Here is a 14719-nt window from a genome sequence, read left to right on the forward strand (position 1 = left end):
GGGCTACGATTTGACGGCGGCGGTGGCGGGGCGGGAGCCGGAGCGCGCGGCGGTGTTGCTGGCGCACCAGCCATCGAACTGGCGCGTGGCGGCGCGGGCGGGGATGGGCTTGCAGCTCTCCGGTCACACGCATGGGGGACAGTTCTTCCCGTTCACGCTCGCGGTGTCCGCCATCTGGGAGCACGACGCGGGACACTTCGAGGAGGGCGGCAAGCACCTCTACGTCAGCCGGGGCACGGGCTTCTGGGGGCCACCCCTGCGCGTGGGAGCGCCTCCGGAAATCGTCAAGGTGACGCTGCTGGCGGCGTGAAGGCAGCCGAGCCGGAAGCCCGCGCGTCGAGAGTTCCTCCGTCCAGCGAACGAACCCGAGCCTGGCGGCGGGCCTGGGGTATGGTTTTCCGCGCCATGAGCAAGGAACCGGCGAAGAGAGAGCTCAAGCAGGAACGCTCGGCACGCACGCGCGTGGACATCCTCGAAGCCGCCATCACCCTGTTCGCGAAGCGGGGCTTCCTGGCGACGACGATGGCGGACCTGGCGCGCGCCATCCGGATGACCCCCGGCGCGCTGTACTGGCACTTCCCCACGAAGGAGGACCTGCTCCTCGCGGCGATTGATGAACTGCACCAGCGCTACCAGACCGCCTTCGTGGACCTCATCAACGAGTACCGCACCCTGTCCGCACGCGAGCAACTCCAGGCCTTCACCCACCGCACCCACCACTTCCTGGGCGCGAATCGCGAGTACGGCATCTTCTTCGGCATGCTCGCGGCCGAGGCGGCGGACTCGAACGAGCGGGTGGCCGAGGCCATCCGCGAGAAGCTGGGCCTGTACGCCAAGGTGCTGGGAGGCATCCTCCGCCACGGCCAGAAGACCGGCGAGTTCCGTCAGGACATCGACACCGAGCAGGCCGCCCACGGCGTCTTTGGCGGATACCTGGGCGCCCTGATGTACCAGAACCTCTTCCGCGCCACGCTCGGCTATGACCCGCTCGCCAACGCGCTGGACCTCCTGCTGACGGACGGCACCCTCGCGCGCACCAAGCCGTAGCGCCCTGCGCGAGCCCCACCAGCATGTCGAACCTCTTCGTGTTCGCCACGCCGCTGAGGGTGGCCCGCGGCACCGGCCCCTCGCAGGCGAGCGAATCGATGACCGCGGCCAGCAGCAGACAAGGGGGCTTTCGCCTCTCGTGGACGCCAGCCCGCGGTGTGGCGGAGGCTCCTCGACGGGCGCGGAGAGCAGTCCGTGTAACATGCGGGTGACAGCCCCCCTGGGGCCCCTTCCTGAAATCCCGTGGCCGGGCCGGTCCCTCCGACGGGGAAGCGGGCTGGCGGCCCTGGGAGGACGTGTCGGGTTCCCAGGTTTTGTAGAGTGGGAGAACCGATGACCCCGCACACCCTGACCAGCCCCGTCACCCGCTTCCTCGACGGCCACCTACGACGCGATGCGCAGGCGCGGGAGTTGTCGGTGGCGCGCTTCATGGCGGGACTGTCGGGCGCCTCGGTGCTGGTGGCCGCCGCGCTGGGGCCCTCGATTGGCTGGGGCCTGACGCAGGCCCTGATGGGGTTGTCCGCCGTCCTGGCCCTCTACTACACGGCGCTGTGGCGCGTGCTGCGCTCGGGCGCGTTCCACCCGGCGATTCCGTGGCTCAACGTGGCGATTGAGGTCAGCATCCCCGCGGTGGTTCTGGCGTTCGACTTGCGCTTCCAGGGGCCCATCTACGCGCTCACCGCGCCCACGCTGGTCATCTGGCCCACGCTGATTACGCTCGCGACGTTGCGCAGCAACCCCCGGCTGGCACTGGCGGCGGGCATCCTCGTGGCGGCTGAGTACCTGGGCATCTACTTCCTCTTCGTCCAGCCGCTCTTGCCGGAGTCAGCGCTCATCACGCTGACGCCGCGCTTCATCGCCACTCGGGCGTTCTTCTTCGTGGCCGCGGGCGTCTTCACGGCGACGCTGGCGCGGCACTTCCTCCAGCTCACGCGCGGGGCGCTGTCCGCGCTGCGCGAGCAGGAGGTCATGGGCAAGTACGTGCTGCACGAGCGCGTGGGCGCGGGCGGCATGGCGGAGGTGTACAGGGCCACGTACTGCCCGGAGGGTGGCTTCCAGAAGCAGGTGGCCCTCAAGCGAATCCTCCCCTCGTTCGCGGACGACGACGAGTTCGTCACCATGTTCCGCCGCGAGGCGGAGCTGTGCTCGTCGCTCAACCACCCCAACATCGTCCAGGTGTTCGACCTGGGGCGGCATGGCGGCACGTACTTCCTCGCGATGGAGTTCGTGGACGGGATGCCGCTCAGCACGCTGATGCGGGGCCTGGCTCGCAAGCCGCTGCCGGTGGCGGCGGTGACGTTCCTGGGCGCGGAGCTGGCATCGGCGCTCGACTACCTGCATCGGCGCACGGGCCCGGATGGGCAGCCGCTGCGACTGGTCCACCGGGACCTCAACCCGCCCAACGTGCTGGTGTCGCGCTTCGGCGACGTGAAGCTGTCGGACTTCGGGATTGCGCGGGACTCGGCGCGCTCGCAGCTCACCGCCGCGGGCAGTGTGCGCGGCAAGCTGGGCTACATGGCGCCCGAGCAGGCGGCGGGCCGTCCGTTCGATGGGCGCGCGGACCTCTTCGCGCTGGGGCTGACGCTGCACGAGGCCCTCACGGGGCGACGCGCGCTGCAGGGCTCCACGCAGGAGGCGCTGCTGCGCGCGACGTTGGACCAGGAGCTGGCGCCGCCCTCGCACTTCAACCCGGAGGTGTCGCCGGCGCTGGACGCGGCGGTGATGGGGTTGCTCGAGAAGCGGCCGGAGCAGCGCACCGCCAGCGGCGCGCTCTTGCGACAGCAACTGCTCGCGGTGGATGGCGAAGGCGCGCCGTATCCTCGAGGCCAGGCGCTGCTCGCGAACGCGCTGCGCGAGGCCCACGCGCGCAACCAGCAGGACAAGGCGGACAAGGTCGGAGAGGCCTCGGGACAGGCGCCTCCTCGGGCCCCCGCCACCGCTCGCCCGGCCTGACGCGAGCCCCATTCAAAACCCCTGCACCCGTGACGCCTTCGCGCTAATCAGGGCGCGCACGCCTCACCGGGAGCGACACACCATGGACGTGGCCGTCCTCACCTTTGCCGACCTGCCGGAGCTGGACGCCTACGATGCTCCCCTGCTCCCCGCGCTCAAGGCGCTCGGACTGGATGCGCGGCCCGTCGTGTGGGACGACCCGACGGTGGACTTCCGCACCGTGCGCCTGGCCGTCGTGCGCACCACCTGGGACAGCCACCTGCGCCGCGACACCTTCGTCGCCTGGGCCCAGAAAGTGGGCCGCCTCACCAAGCTCCACAACCCCGCCGACGTGCTGCGCTGGAACACGCACAAGTTCTACCTGCGCGAGCTGGAGGCCAGGGGCATCCCCGTGACGCCCACCGTCTGGGTGGAGCGCGGTGGCACCCTGGACGTCGGAGCGCTCATGAAGTCGCGCGGCTGGGACACCGTCGTCCTCAAGCCCGCCGTGTCCGCGGGCGCGCTCAAGACGCACATCCTCCCGCGCTCGGAAGCCGCCACCGCCACCGCGCTCGTCACGGAGCTGGCCGCCGCGTGCGAGCTGATGGTGCAGCCCTACCTCACCGCCTTCGAGACGGAAGGCGAGCGCAGCTACATCTCCTTCGACGGCGCCTTCAGCCACGCGGTGCGCCGTCCTCCCACGCTCAAGTCCGCGCCTCGAGGCTTCGCGCAGCCCTCCGTCTTCTCACCCGACAACCGCGAGGAAATCCGGCTGGCGGAGCGCGTGCTGGAGGCCATGGGCGCGCCACTGCTCTACGCGCGCGTGGACCTGGCCACGGACAACGAGGGCATCACGCGCCTGCAGGAAGTGGAAGTCACCGAGCCCTCCCTCTTCCTGTCCCTGGACCCCGAGGCCTCGGGCCGACTGGCCCGCGCCATCGCAGCCAGGCTCTGAGGCCGTGAAGCCCTAGAGGGCGCACACCCGCGTGTCCGTGTTGCGGAACACGCACAGCAGCTTCGGCAGGCGCTTCTTCCAGAAGAACCAGTCGTGCTGCCCGCTCGGCTCATGGACGTAGGCCACGTCGTAGCCCCGGCTCCTCAGCGCCGCGAGGAACTGGATGTTGGACTGACAGTCGTCGGAGCCCTGCTCTCCGTCGTCCGTGCAGCCCGTCGCGGGCGAGCCATGGTCCACGTAGAAGCGCACCGGCACCACCGGCTCCTGCCCCGCGCGCACCACCATGGCGTTGCCGTCGTCCCGGTCCACCTCGCCGTCGTGCGGCCAGAACAGCGTCCCCGACTGCGTGCCCACGAAGCCGAACTTCTCCGGGAACTGGAAGCCCGCGTACACGGAGATGAGCCCGCCCAGCGACGCGCCGAAGATGCCCGTGTCCCGCGGCCCCGTCTTCACCCGGAAGCCCGCCTCCACGCGTGGCATCAGGTCATCCTTCAGGAAGGCCAGGTACTCGTCACCCTTGGGCGCGGGCCAGCCCGGCGCGCGCGCGGGCGGGAAGGTGTACTGCGCCAGCCGCACGTCCTGGGTGGGCAGCGCCACGAAGACGAGCACCGCCGCGTCCTGGGGCCGCGCCTTGTAGTGCGCGTCCGCCGCGTCCACGAAGGACTCGCGGGTGATGCTCTCGTTGCCGTCGTGCACGTACATCACCGGCAGCGTCGGGCACTCCGGGCCGTCGTACGAAGGCGGCATGTAGACGTACACGTCGCGCGCATCGCCGAGCACCGTGGCGTGCACGCCGTACCAGGCGGTGAGCCGCCCCTTCGTCGCGTCCTGCGCGTCCGGATACACGAGCGAATTGAACTGGCCCACCGCGTTGCGGTTGAGGCGGTCCCACACCACGTTCTTCGCGCGGGGGTCCTCGAAGAAGCTCCCAGCCTTCACCAGCTTGTAGGGGTGTGGCCCCGTGCGTGGGATGTCCACCTCCGCGACGAACAGGTCCGTGTCGCGCACCTGCGCGAGCTGCGTGGCGGTGGGCGACCATTCGTTGAAGTCGCCGGCCACGTACGTGTCGCGCGCGGCATCACCCCGGACGAAGAAGACCACCCGCTGCCGGCCTGAGCTCGCGTCGCTCACCAGCGGCGTGCCGCCCTGCGCCGCCACGTCCGCGACGAACTGGTCGATGGCCGCGGTGCGGACCTCGGGCGAGGTGGCCCGGCTCATCGCGAGTTGCAAGCCCACCCACAGGGAGATGGGGGCGCCGCGCACGACGGACGAGCGCTGGCAGGCCCAGCTCTCCGGTCCCGAGCCGCCATCCGGTGAGACGCCCCCATCCGGGTACGACTGGGTGAAGGGCGGGGGCCGCACGTACACCGAGCCCTCGGAGTCATCACACGCGGACAGCAGCGTCGCGCACAACAGGACGGCGGACAGACGGCGCATCAAGGTCTCCAACGGCTGGAGGGAACCGACCTACGGCTGGGGCTTGGTGGCGGTGGCGGTCCCCGGCACCGTGAACTCGCGGCCCCACAGCCGGACCTTCGCGGCCTTGTCCGCCTCGCCATCGAAGAAGACGCTCGCCTTCACCTTCACCGAGGGCGGCACCTTGATGGAGTCCGCCGCCTGTCCCGGAGAGCGCGCCTGGAGCGACGTGGCGAAGCCATCCTTGTCCAGGAGCTGCGCGCCTCCTCCCTCCTGGAGTCCGAGCAGGTGCAGCGGCTCGGCCGTCTTGTTCGTCACGGCCAGCACCACCTCCACCCCTCCTCCACTGGACGCCTTCACCTCCAGCACGGACAGCTCCGTGTTGGCGTGGACCTCGTCGGCCGCGGACAGCGTGCGCGAGCCATCCGTGCTCACCGCGCCCTTGCGGCCTTCCTTCAGGCCCTCCACCACGCCACTGCTGGCGCCCTTGGCCACTTCCACCGTCTTGCCCACCACCGCGGCCGTGACGTCCTTCGCGGTTTCGCCCTGGCAGGCGGGGACGAGGAGCAACAACGGAGCGAGCAGCAGGCGGCGCATGGGACCTCCAGACGAATGTGGGCGCGGGTGTACTACAGGCCCCCGCCTGGGCGCGAGAGGGGCCTCCCCCGCCTGGCTTCCGACCATTCGTGGACACCTGGACGCACCTTCTCGCGCCCGGCGGGCTCCGAAGAGGTTATGAGTCACCCATGGCTCGCGCTCTGCTGCTCTCGCTGCTGGTGAGGCAGCACATGGCTCTGAAGGAAAAGTTTCGCGCCAAGTACCCACACCCCTGGTTGGTGTGGGAGGCGGGCGCGTGGAACGTCCCCGAGACGACGGAGGGGAACGTGGGTGCCACCCGCCTGCCCTTGACGGACCTGCGGGACTGTCTGCCCGCCGGGGACGCCATGTGCTTCGAGTTGGTGGCCCTGGCGGAGCGAGGCCCCATGCGGTTGGGCCGCGCCTCGAACAACGCCTTGGTCGTCAACGACGCCACGGTGTCGAGGGAGCAGCTCATCCTCACGCCCCGGCCCCACGCGGGCTGGCATGTGGCGAAGGTGGCGGATGCCCGGCCGGTGAAGCTGGATGGCCAGGAGCTCACCGAGGACGGCGCGGAGCTGAGCCCCGGCGCGAAGCTGGAGGTGGGCGACGTGCGCTTCACCTTCCACGACGCGGACGGCTTCGACGAGCGCATCTCCCGCATCGCCGCGCAGGTCCTGGCGCAGACGGCCGCCTCGCGCTGAGGCGGGAAGGCCCGACGCTCACACGAGCAGCGCGGCGAGACCGCCCTTCACACCACGAAGAAGCGGCGCTCGCCACGAGCAGCCTGCCCGTCCCGAAGGAGTCCTCGCTCTCGGCGGGGCTGCCTGCTCCTACCGTGAAGCCGGGTCAGCGCTCGCCGCGCGAGTGCCCCTGCGAGGCGCGGGAGCGTTCCGGGTGCCCTTCTTCGCGCTCGTCTTCGCGGTGAGGGATTTGGCCAGCGGCACCTCCAGCTCGGCGTGGGCATCCAGCCGCACCGAGCGCTCCGACGACACGTAGCCCGCCAGCTCCACCTTGAGGGTCAGCGGCACCTCGCGGCGCGGCAGCTCACGCACCAGCGGGGTGATGCCCAGCACCTCGCCCGTGTCCGAGCGCACCACCTGCGCGCCCTCCGGGAAGGAGTGCACGGTGAGCCTGACGGCGGGATGAACGAGCTCAAGCGGCAACGGCTCCGCCCGGGCCTCGGCCTCGCGCTGAGGCGCCACGACGGACACTGGCGCGCGCGCGAGGAGGGACTCGTCCACAGAGCCCACCGAGCCCTTCGAGTTCGTCGAGCGCATCCCGGTCCACAGCAGCGCGCCCGTCAGCAGCGCCAGCACGCCACCGCCCGCGGCCATCACCGCGCGACGACGCGTCGCTCCCGCGATGGCGGCCATCCGCCGCGTGGGCCGCTCCGACGCCTCCAGCGCCGCCACGGCCTCCGGCGACGAGGGCGCCTGGACGGGCATCAGCAACAGCCCCGTCGTCACCTCCGCGAGCGTCTGGGGCCGCGCCTCCGGCTCCTTCGCCAGGCAGCGCATCACCAGGTCCGCGAGCTGCGGCGGCAGCGGCTCGCCGGAAGGCAGGTGCGAGGGCAGCGGCGGCGGCGGCTGGGTGATGATCTGCACCACCAGCTGACCGAAGGCCTCCGCCTGGAACGGCGGATGCCCGCAGAGCATCTCGTAGAAGATGTTGCCCACCGCGTAGATGTCCGAGCGCGCGTCCACCGAGAGGCCCGCGGCCTGCTCTGGAGACATGTACGCCGGCGTGCCGATGATGGTGCCGTCCAACGTGCCGGTGGGAGCCCCCTCGGAGGACAGGTGCTTGGCCACGCCGAAGTCCAGCACCTTCACGAAGTCCGGCTGGCCCGCGCGCTGGGTGAGGAAGAGGTTGTCCGGTTTGATATCCCGGTGCACCACGCCCACGTGGTGGGCCGCGCCCAGCGCCGCGCAGACCTGCACGGCGATGCGCTGGATGCGCGCGAGCGACAGCGGCTCCTGCTTCAGGAGCGCGCCCAGCCCATGGCCGCGCAAGAGCTCCATGACGCAGTAGACATGGCCACCCTCGCCCTCGTCCACGAAGTCGAAGATCTCCACGATGTGCTCGTGGTTGATTTGATTCACGGTGCGGGCTTCCTGGAAGAAGCGCTGCACGAAGCCGCCGTCCCGCGCGTGCTCCGGCTTCAGCACCTTCAGGGCCACCTGCCGCCCCAGCCGCGCGTGACGCGCCTGGAACACCCGCCCCATGGAGCCTTCACCCAGGTACGTCTCGAGCTGGTAGCTGCCCAGCACCGAGCCCTCCCGCAACTCCACGCCCATCCGGGGCTCGCCACTCATGGAGCCTCCACGACCGGACAGCAGGGTCTGCGCGAAGAGGTCATCGTTGCCCATGGTGTGAAGAACTCTCCATGCCCGGGCCCAACGGCAACCCACACCGGCCCCTCTGTCTTCCACGCAACGTCCGCGCCGTTGCCTCCGCCAGAGGTCCTCGAGGACCCCTCACTCCAGCCGGAGGCCCCGAGCCCGCACGCACGCCTCCACGCTCCGTCCGCCGTCCACCCACGGACGGGCGTGCCCACCTGTCGCCGGTGCCGTTGCGTCAGGGAGTCCCCGAGCGAAGCTGGCACCGACCCTCCACGCAGGCCTGCTCGGCGGTGCAGGCAACGCCGCAGGCGCCGCAGTTCAACGGGTCCGACCCCCGGTCGATGCCCTCGTCGATCTGCCCATCGCAGTCGTCGTCCACGTTGTTGCACTTCTCCTCGGGCTCCGGGAGGCAGCAGTACTTGGGCCCGTCGTTGGGGAGCGACGTGCACACGTACCCCTCCCCGCCGCAGTCGGCCTCCACCTCACAGGTGTAGGGAGAGTCCTTGGGGAAATCCACCGCGCAGCCCGCCACGCCGGACACCAGCAGCAGGGCGGCGAAGGCTCGCAACCAGCAATTGAAGGTCTTCATGGGTCAGAAGCTCCCGCCAACGACGACATGGACCGCGGTGGCCGCGCCCGCGCTGACCGTGCCCGTGGGCGCCGGCGCCTCACTGCGCGAGGGCACCACCAGCAACCACGTCACGCTGCCCGCCGTCACCGCGCCACCGCCGACGAGCAGCGCCGTGGCCAGATTGGCCTGCGACTGCGCGTCCAGCCGCTCCTTGCGCGTCACGTCGATCATCCCGTCTCCATCCGCGTCGGTCGCCCGGGACGCCACGTCCTTGGCGCTCTTGCCCATCATCGCGCCCACGCCCACCGCCACCAGGCCCACCACCGCCGTGTAGAGCGCCGGCCGCTTGTAGATGGGCGTACCCCCGGAGCCCTTCGCCGCCTTCCGGGCCACCGCGTCCTCCGGGCCTTCCGGCGCCGGGCCGGAGATCTCCATCCGGACCTCCACCTGCTCGCGCCCACCGGGCTTGAGCGTCAGCGTCTTGGTGAAGGGCGCGTATTCCTCCGCGGACACCTCCAACTGCGCGGTGCCCGGCGGCAGGCGCGCCTCCACGCTGCCCACGCCGAGGATGCGCTCGCCCACCTTCACCACCGCGGTGGGGACGTTGACGCTCACCTTCAGCACCGCGCGCGGACGGGCCAGCGCCATCATCCGGCTGCCCAGCTTGCTGGCCGCTTCCTTCTGGAACGCCGCGTCCTTCGGGTTGCGCCCCGACACCACGTCCTCGTGCACCACGTTGCGGTCGCGGTCATACGTCCACGCGCGCAGCGTCCAGCCCGCGTCCTCCAGCGACAGCCGCGCCGTGGTGAGCAGGTCCGCCTCCAGCGCCTCCGCCGGCTCCGCCAGACACGCGGCCTGCGTGCAGCGCAGCGTCGCGTCGTAGCGGTTCTCCAGCCGCTCGCGCACGTCGCGGGGGCTGCCGCCGAAGGCCACCATGCCGGAGGACACCGCGCCCTTCGCCAGCTCTCGCAGCCAGACCGAGGCCTGCTGCGCGCCCGCGCGCTCCGGTGTGTCCAGGCCCACGAGGATGAAGCGCGGTGTCAGCGACACGCCCTCGTCCTCGGGTCTCAGGTCCAACCCCATGCCCGGCTGCTCCGGGGACTGCTGGGTGGACGAATCGGAGCTGAGGTCCAGCCCCAGGCCCTGCTCCTGGGCCCGCGCGGGACGGGCCAGCAGCACGAGCGCCAGCATGGCGACAGGCAGAACGGCGGGAATGCGCATGCTGTCGTTCTACTCCTTTGCCATTCCCAACGGAATGATCGCTCGTGTTCCAGACACCGGAGGTCGGCATGTGGGTGTCAACCCTGTGCGACATGGCCGCCTGCCCTGCGCACGGAGGGGAAGCGGCTCGGGGCTGGAAGCTTGCCGGGTGTCGCGGGGGTCCTCATCTCCCATCGTAAGGAGGCGTGACACATGGCGGACGCAAAGCTCTGGATTCTTGTGGGGAACGCGAGCCGGGCAAGGCTCTTCGCGACGGACGCGAAGGCGGAGAAGGACTGGAGTCTGGTCGAGGAGTTCCACCACGAGGAGAGCCGCTCCAAGAGCGAGCTGCTGCGCGACCAGCCAGACAACCCCAACGCCGGCACCCTGCATGGCCCGCCGGGTGAGAACGAGCCCAACGGCCGCCGGGAGCTGGAGCATGAGCGCTTCGCCCGGGAGCTGTCCGGCGTCCTGGACAAGGGGCATGACAGCCACGCCTTCGACAAGCTCGTCATCGCCGCGCCGCCCGAATTCCTCGGCAGGCTGCGCAAGGCGCTGAGCACCCGGGTGCGGCAGCGCGTGCTGCTCGACGTGGGCTCGGACTACTCCACCGTGCCCGCCCGCGATTTGCCTGAGCGCGTCCCCCTCCTCTAGCGTGGCCTTTTCCGGAATTTCCGGAAGCAGCGGTCCGGGCGTCAGCGGTGGGGCGGGCGCCCGGGCCCCGCGCGGATGCGCGCGGCGCGAGGAGCATGAATGGCGGTGGTGAAGGCGGTCCTGCTGGACCTGGGCAACGTCCTCGTCTTCCACGACAACGCGTTGCTCTTCTCCAGACTGGGAGCGTGTGCCCGGATGCAGGCGCACGAAGTCTCGCAGCGGCTGATGGGCGCCGGGTGGACCGCGGCCAACAAGGGCCTGCTGGACGCGGAGGGCATCCGCCGCAGCGTGTGCGGAGCGCTCCAGGTGGAGCTGCCCATGGCGGAGTTCGCGCCCCTGTGGAGCAGCCACTTCACCACCCACGACGCGGTGCTGCCCCGGGTGGAGTCCCTCGTCGGGAAGGTGAAGCTGGTGCTGGTGTCCAACACCAACGCGCTGCACGCGGCCTACCTGCGACCCCGGCTGCCGCTGCTCCAGCGCTTCGACGCGCTGGTGATGAGCTGCGAGGTGGGCAGCGTCAAGCCGGAGCCGGACATCTACCGAATCGCCCTGGAGCGCGCGGGCTGCGCGCCCGAAGAGGCCGCCTTCTTCGACGACCTGCCGGAGTTCGTGGACGCGGCCGACGCGCTGGGCATGCGCGGGCAGGTGTTCACCACCGCCGCCGCCTTCGACGCGCAGCTCGAGGCGCTGGGTCTATGAGGCTCGGCGGCTACGTCCTGCACCGCGACAACCAGGACACGTTGGCGCCCTGCCTGCGCGACCTGCTGGCCCTCTGTGACGAAGTGGTGGCGATGGACTCCGGCTCCACGGATGGCTCGGCCCAGTTGGCGCGCTCGCTGGGCGCGCGCTCGCTGTCACACTCCTGGCGGGGCTACGGCGCCGCGCGCGTGGCCGCGGTGAACGCGCTGGCGCCGTGCGACTACGTCTTCTACCTGGACTCGGACGAGTCGCTGGAGCCCGGCGCGCTGGACACGCTGCGCGCGTGGAAGGGCTCCTCGCCCGACGCGGACGTCTACCGGCTGCCCCGGCGCGACTGGGCGGAGATGGAGGGCCGCCGCTTCCTCTTCCGCACCCAGTGGCGCGCGCGGCTGGTGCGGCGGGAGAAGGCCGTGTGGCACGCGCGGCACATCGTCCACGAGGCCCTGCCGAAGATGCGGGGCGGGCGCGTGCAGGCGCCCATCGACCACCGCTTCGCCACCTCGGTGGCGCGCCGCTGCGCCAAGGAGGAACGCTACGCGCTGCTGTGGGCCCTGCGCGCCCACTTCGAGCGGCGTGGGCTCAAGCCCGTGGTCCTCCAGCGCCTGGCCGCGTGGGTGCGGGACGGCGTGCTCAACGGCGCCGTCTTCCGGGGCGGAGCGGACGCCTCCCGGCTGGCGTGGGGCGTGGCCGGCTACCACTCCATCAAGTACGCGTACCTGCGCGAGCTGCGCCAGGGCCGCTACTCGGAGCTGGCGCGCATCTATTCAGAGGAACGCTACGACGAGCTGTTCGCCCGCGTGCGCGAGGGCCGGCTGGACTGAAGGCCACGGCCCCGAGGCTCACTCGTACTTCGCCACGGGCGGCTCGTGCAGCCCCGCCTCCGCCCACTTCTGGTACGCGGGCTGGGACAGGAGCGTGTCGCGGTACGCGGCGCTCACCGGCTCCAGCGCCACGTCATAGGTGACGAAGCGCGTGGCCACCGGCGTGAAGAAGGCATCCGCGATGCTGAACTGGCCGAAGAGGAATGGCCCGCCCTGTCCGAAGCGCGCGCGGCAGTCGGTCCACAAGGCCTGGATGCGAGCGATGTCCTCGGCGACGCCGGGCACCCGGCCCTGTCCCGGCCGGCGCGCGCGCAGGTTCATCCCCATGTGCTCGCGCAGCCTGGTGAAGCTGGAGTGCATCTCCGCCGTCACCGAGCGCGCCACCGCGCGGGCCATGCGCTCCTGGGGCCACAGGTGGGCCTCCGGAAACGTCTCCGCCAGGTACTCGCAGATGGCCAGCGAGTCCCAGATGGACAGGTCGCCATGCTTGAGCAACGGCAGGCGTCCGCTGGGCGAGTGCCGGGCGATGAGCTCGCGCGTCTCCGGGGTGTCCAGGGGGATGACCACCTCCTGGAACGGCTGCCCCGTGTGGGCCAGCGCCAGATACGGCCGAAGCGACCAAGAGGAGTAGTTCTTCGAGGCAACGACGAGGGTGAGCGGGGACATGGCGCGCACGGTAGCGCTCCATGCGGCGGGATGCCCGTGCTTCAGTGCGCCGGGGTGTTGCGGCTCCAGAGCGAGCGCACGCGGGACAACCACGGCTGGCGACGACGGTGCTCCGGCGGGTCGATGCGGTACACGGCCACCGGCAGGCGGATGTTCTTCATCTCGCCCCGGCCCAGCCGCACCGGCGGGGACTCGAGCTGGCCCTCCACCTGTCGCGCCACCGTCTCGCTGACGTAGAGCGTGCCGGGCCTCGCCAGCGCTTCGATGCGCGCGGCCAGGTTGACGCCCTCACCGAACACGTCGCCATCGCGGTGCACGACGACGCCCAGGTGCACGCCCACGCGCATGACGACGCGGCGCTCGACGGCCACCAGTCCGTTGTGCACCTTGAGGGCCTGCTGAAGCTCCAGCCCGAAGTCCACGGCGGCAAGGCCACCCTCGAACTCCAAGAGGAAGCCATCCTCCAGGCGCTTCACCTCGCGGCCACCGTGACGCGGCAACAGCTCGCGGACCAGCACGGCGTGCTCGTCGCGCACCACCTGCTGGAGCGCTTCGTCACGCCAGGACTGATGCCCCACGGCCTCGATGCCCGTGAACAGGATGGCCGACAGTTTCCCCGGCTCGGGTTCCTCCACCACCATCGCTCATCTCCCCTCCCCCCGATGCCAATTGTCCGAAACGTTACTCCAGGACGAGGTCCCCGGTCCCAGCCGAGCCCCCCGTCACGGCTGGGACCGGGCCCCGGATGACTCCTCGCCCTGGGAGGGCGCGGCCATGCATTTCATGAATTCCTTGGCCCTTCACGGGATGAGCTCAACGGCCGCTCGCTCTCTGCCTTGCTGCGTCAGAGCCCGCGGAGGGAAAGGATGACGAGTGAACCATCCTGCTCGACTTCATCAGGATAATTCATCACTGACGCGGCGCGCAAACCTCCCAGGAGGTCGGACACCGGGGTGTCTGACCCCCAACGTGGGGAGTCGGGCGGGAGTCCTGCTCAGGACAAGTGAGGGGTGGGCCTCACAGGTCGTCGCAGGGGGTCCCCAGGCGCGCGCCGGTGTAGATGCCCAGCTCGTTGTAGATGAGCGACAGGTTCTCCGAGACGGGCACCTGGCGCAGCTTGCGGCGGGCCTTCTTCTCCACCCAGACGGAGGGCAGCTCGCGGTCCAGCAGCAACTGGAGGTCGCCCTTCTTCGTGGAGAAAATCTCTCCCTTGGAGTCGGAGACGACGTTGAGCATCTGCTGCGGCTTGAGCCGTCCGCGCGGGCCGATGAAGACCCGGAAGCTCTTCTGCTCGGCTTCGGACCGGCCCCGCTCCACCAGGAAGTAGACGCCCTTCGTGTCGCGCAGCAGGGCGTACGGCTCATACTTCATGGGGCTGGGGTGGTAGGCCGCCTTGCGCAGCAGCTCGCGTGCGGGCTCCGTCGCCATCAACGTGAAGGGCGTCTCGCGCTGGCCACAGCGCACCGAGCAGGTGCCCGCCGCCGCGTCCACCTTGACGACGGAGTACGCGCGCGCGTCGACGCCGCTCCCGTCGAAGGACAGCTCCGGGTTCCAGAAGCGCGGCTCGAAGAAGGAGCCGGAGGAGAGCCGGACGACGTTGGGGGCGATGGGCACCTCGACGAAGGTCGCGCCGTCTCCGTAGAAGAGCTGGCGCTGCGCGCTCTCGAAGACCTCCGTCGAGGAGACGTAATGCCCCTTGCCGTCGGTGCAGACGGCGGTGCGCTCCAGGAGGATGCGCTTGCGCAGCGAGTCCTCACGCCCCCAGGGGGGCTCGTGGGCGAGGACGGTGGAGGAGGACAGCGTCAGGAGCAGCGCGAGGCGACGGGCCAGCAAGTTCATG

Annotated in this window: 16 protein-coding genes; 8 read left to right on the forward strand and 8 right to left on the reverse strand. The window is 70.6% G+C overall.

From position 1 onward, the window contains the following. The 4 genes from HUW62_RS26525 to HUW62_RS26540 all read left to right on the forward strand — a co-directional run. Window positions 1-310, forward strand: a 310-nt coding sequence (locus tag HUW62_RS26525; protein WP_368670484.1) for a metallophosphoesterase, incomplete at its 5' end; no start/stop codon positions are given. A gap of 95 nt (window positions 311-405) precedes the next feature. After that, entirely contained in the window at window positions 406-1047 is a 642-nt protein-coding gene (locus HUW62_RS26530; RefSeq protein ID WP_176435971.1) for a TetR family transcriptional regulator, read from the forward strand. Window positions 1048-1380: 333 nt separating this feature from the next. Then, a complete protein-coding gene (locus HUW62_RS26535) occupies window positions 1381-3000 on the forward strand; it encodes a serine/threonine-protein kinase (RefSeq protein WP_163862907.1) in 1620 nt (539 codons plus the stop codon). Window positions 3001-3082: 82 nt separating this feature from the next. Next, a complete protein-coding gene (locus tag HUW62_RS26540) occupies window positions 3083-3934 on the forward strand; it encodes a RimK family alpha-L-glutamate ligase (protein ID WP_163862909.1) in 852 nt (283 codons plus the stop codon). Window positions 3935-3946: 12 nt separating this feature from the next. Here the strand turns inward: HUW62_RS26540 and HUW62_RS26545 are convergent, their stop codons facing one another. Both HUW62_RS26545 and HUW62_RS26550 read right to left on the reverse strand, forming a co-directional pair. Beyond that, on the reverse strand, window positions 3947-5371 hold the full coding sequence (locus HUW62_RS26545) for an esterase family protein (RefSeq protein WP_176435972.1): 1425 nt from the start codon (window positions 5369-5371) through the stop codon (window positions 3947-3949). 30 nt (window positions 5372-5401) lie between these two features. Next, entirely contained in the window at window positions 5402-5947 is a 546-nt protein-coding gene (locus tag HUW62_RS26550; RefSeq protein ID WP_163862913.1) for a hypothetical protein, read from the reverse strand. 149 nt (window positions 5948-6096) lie between these two features. On the opposite strand from HUW62_RS26550, the gene HUW62_RS26555 reads away from it, so the two are divergent. Continuing rightward, the gene (locus HUW62_RS26555) at window positions 6097-6630 is read left to right on the forward strand and encodes an FHA domain-containing protein (protein ID WP_163862915.1); all 534 of its coding nucleotides are present in this window, start codon (window positions 6097-6099) and stop codon (window positions 6628-6630) included. 129 nt (window positions 6631-6759) lie between these two features. On the opposite strand, the gene HUW62_RS26560 is transcribed toward HUW62_RS26555, so the two are convergent. From HUW62_RS26560 to HUW62_RS26570, 3 genes are all read right to left on the reverse strand, one after another. After that, window positions 6760-8295 carry a serine/threonine-protein kinase gene (locus tag HUW62_RS26560; protein WP_176435973.1) on the reverse strand — a complete coding sequence of 512 codons (1536 nt, stop codon included), beginning with the start codon at window positions 8293-8295 and terminating at the stop codon, window positions 6760-6762. A 208-nt stretch (window positions 8296-8503) separates the two neighbouring features. Continuing rightward, window positions 8504-8857 carry a hypothetical protein gene (locus HUW62_RS26565; RefSeq protein WP_163862918.1) on the reverse strand — a complete coding sequence of 118 codons (354 nt, stop codon included), beginning with the start codon at window positions 8855-8857 and terminating at the stop codon, window positions 8504-8506. Between the two features lie 3 nt (window positions 8858-8860). Next, window positions 8861-10060 (reverse strand): PEGA domain-containing protein, encoded by a 1200-nt coding sequence (locus tag HUW62_RS26570; protein WP_163862920.1) that lies wholly within the window; start codon window positions 10058-10060, stop codon window positions 8861-8863. A 192-nt stretch (window positions 10061-10252) separates the two neighbouring features. Between HUW62_RS26570 and HUW62_RS26575 the strand changes: the two genes are divergently transcribed. From HUW62_RS26575 to HUW62_RS26585, 3 genes are all read left to right on the forward strand, one after another. Then, a complete protein-coding gene (locus HUW62_RS26575) occupies window positions 10253-10693 on the forward strand; it encodes a host attachment protein (protein WP_163862922.1) in 441 nt (146 codons plus the stop codon). Between the two features lie 99 nt (window positions 10694-10792). Further along, window positions 10793-11392 carry an HAD family phosphatase gene (locus HUW62_RS26580; RefSeq protein ID WP_163862924.1) on the forward strand — a complete coding sequence of 200 codons (600 nt, stop codon included), beginning with the start codon at window positions 10793-10795 and terminating at the stop codon, window positions 11390-11392. After that, window positions 11389-12213 (forward strand): glycosyltransferase family 2 protein, encoded by an 825-nt coding sequence (locus tag HUW62_RS26585; RefSeq protein WP_163862926.1) that lies wholly within the window; start codon window positions 11389-11391, stop codon window positions 12211-12213. Before HUW62_RS26580 ends, HUW62_RS26585 begins: the two co-directional genes overlap by 4 nt. Window positions 12214-12231: 18 nt before the next feature. On the opposite strand, the gene HUW62_RS26590 is transcribed toward HUW62_RS26585, so the two are convergent. From HUW62_RS26590 to HUW62_RS26600, 3 genes are all read right to left on the reverse strand, one after another. Beyond that, window positions 12232-12879, reverse strand: coding sequence for a glutathione S-transferase family protein (locus tag HUW62_RS26590; RefSeq protein WP_176435982.1), 648 nt, complete (start codon window positions 12877-12879; stop codon window positions 12232-12234). Window positions 12880-12920: 41 nt separating this feature from the next. Further along, window positions 12921-13520, reverse strand: a complete 600-nt coding sequence (locus tag HUW62_RS26595) for an adenylate/guanylate cyclase domain-containing protein (RefSeq protein WP_176435974.1) — start codon at window positions 13518-13520, stop codon at window positions 12921-12923. A 376-nt stretch (window positions 13521-13896) separates the two neighbouring features. Beyond that, on the reverse strand, window positions 13897-14718 hold the full coding sequence (locus HUW62_RS26600; protein WP_163862930.1) for a hypothetical protein: 822 nt from the start codon (window positions 14716-14718) through the stop codon (window positions 13897-13899). Window position 14719 lies beyond the last annotated feature (1 nt).

The organism is Myxococcus sp. AM011 (assembly GCF_013372595.1).
Taxonomy (GTDB): Bacteria; Myxococcota; Myxococcia; order Myxococcales; family Myxococcaceae; genus Myxococcus; species Myxococcus eversor.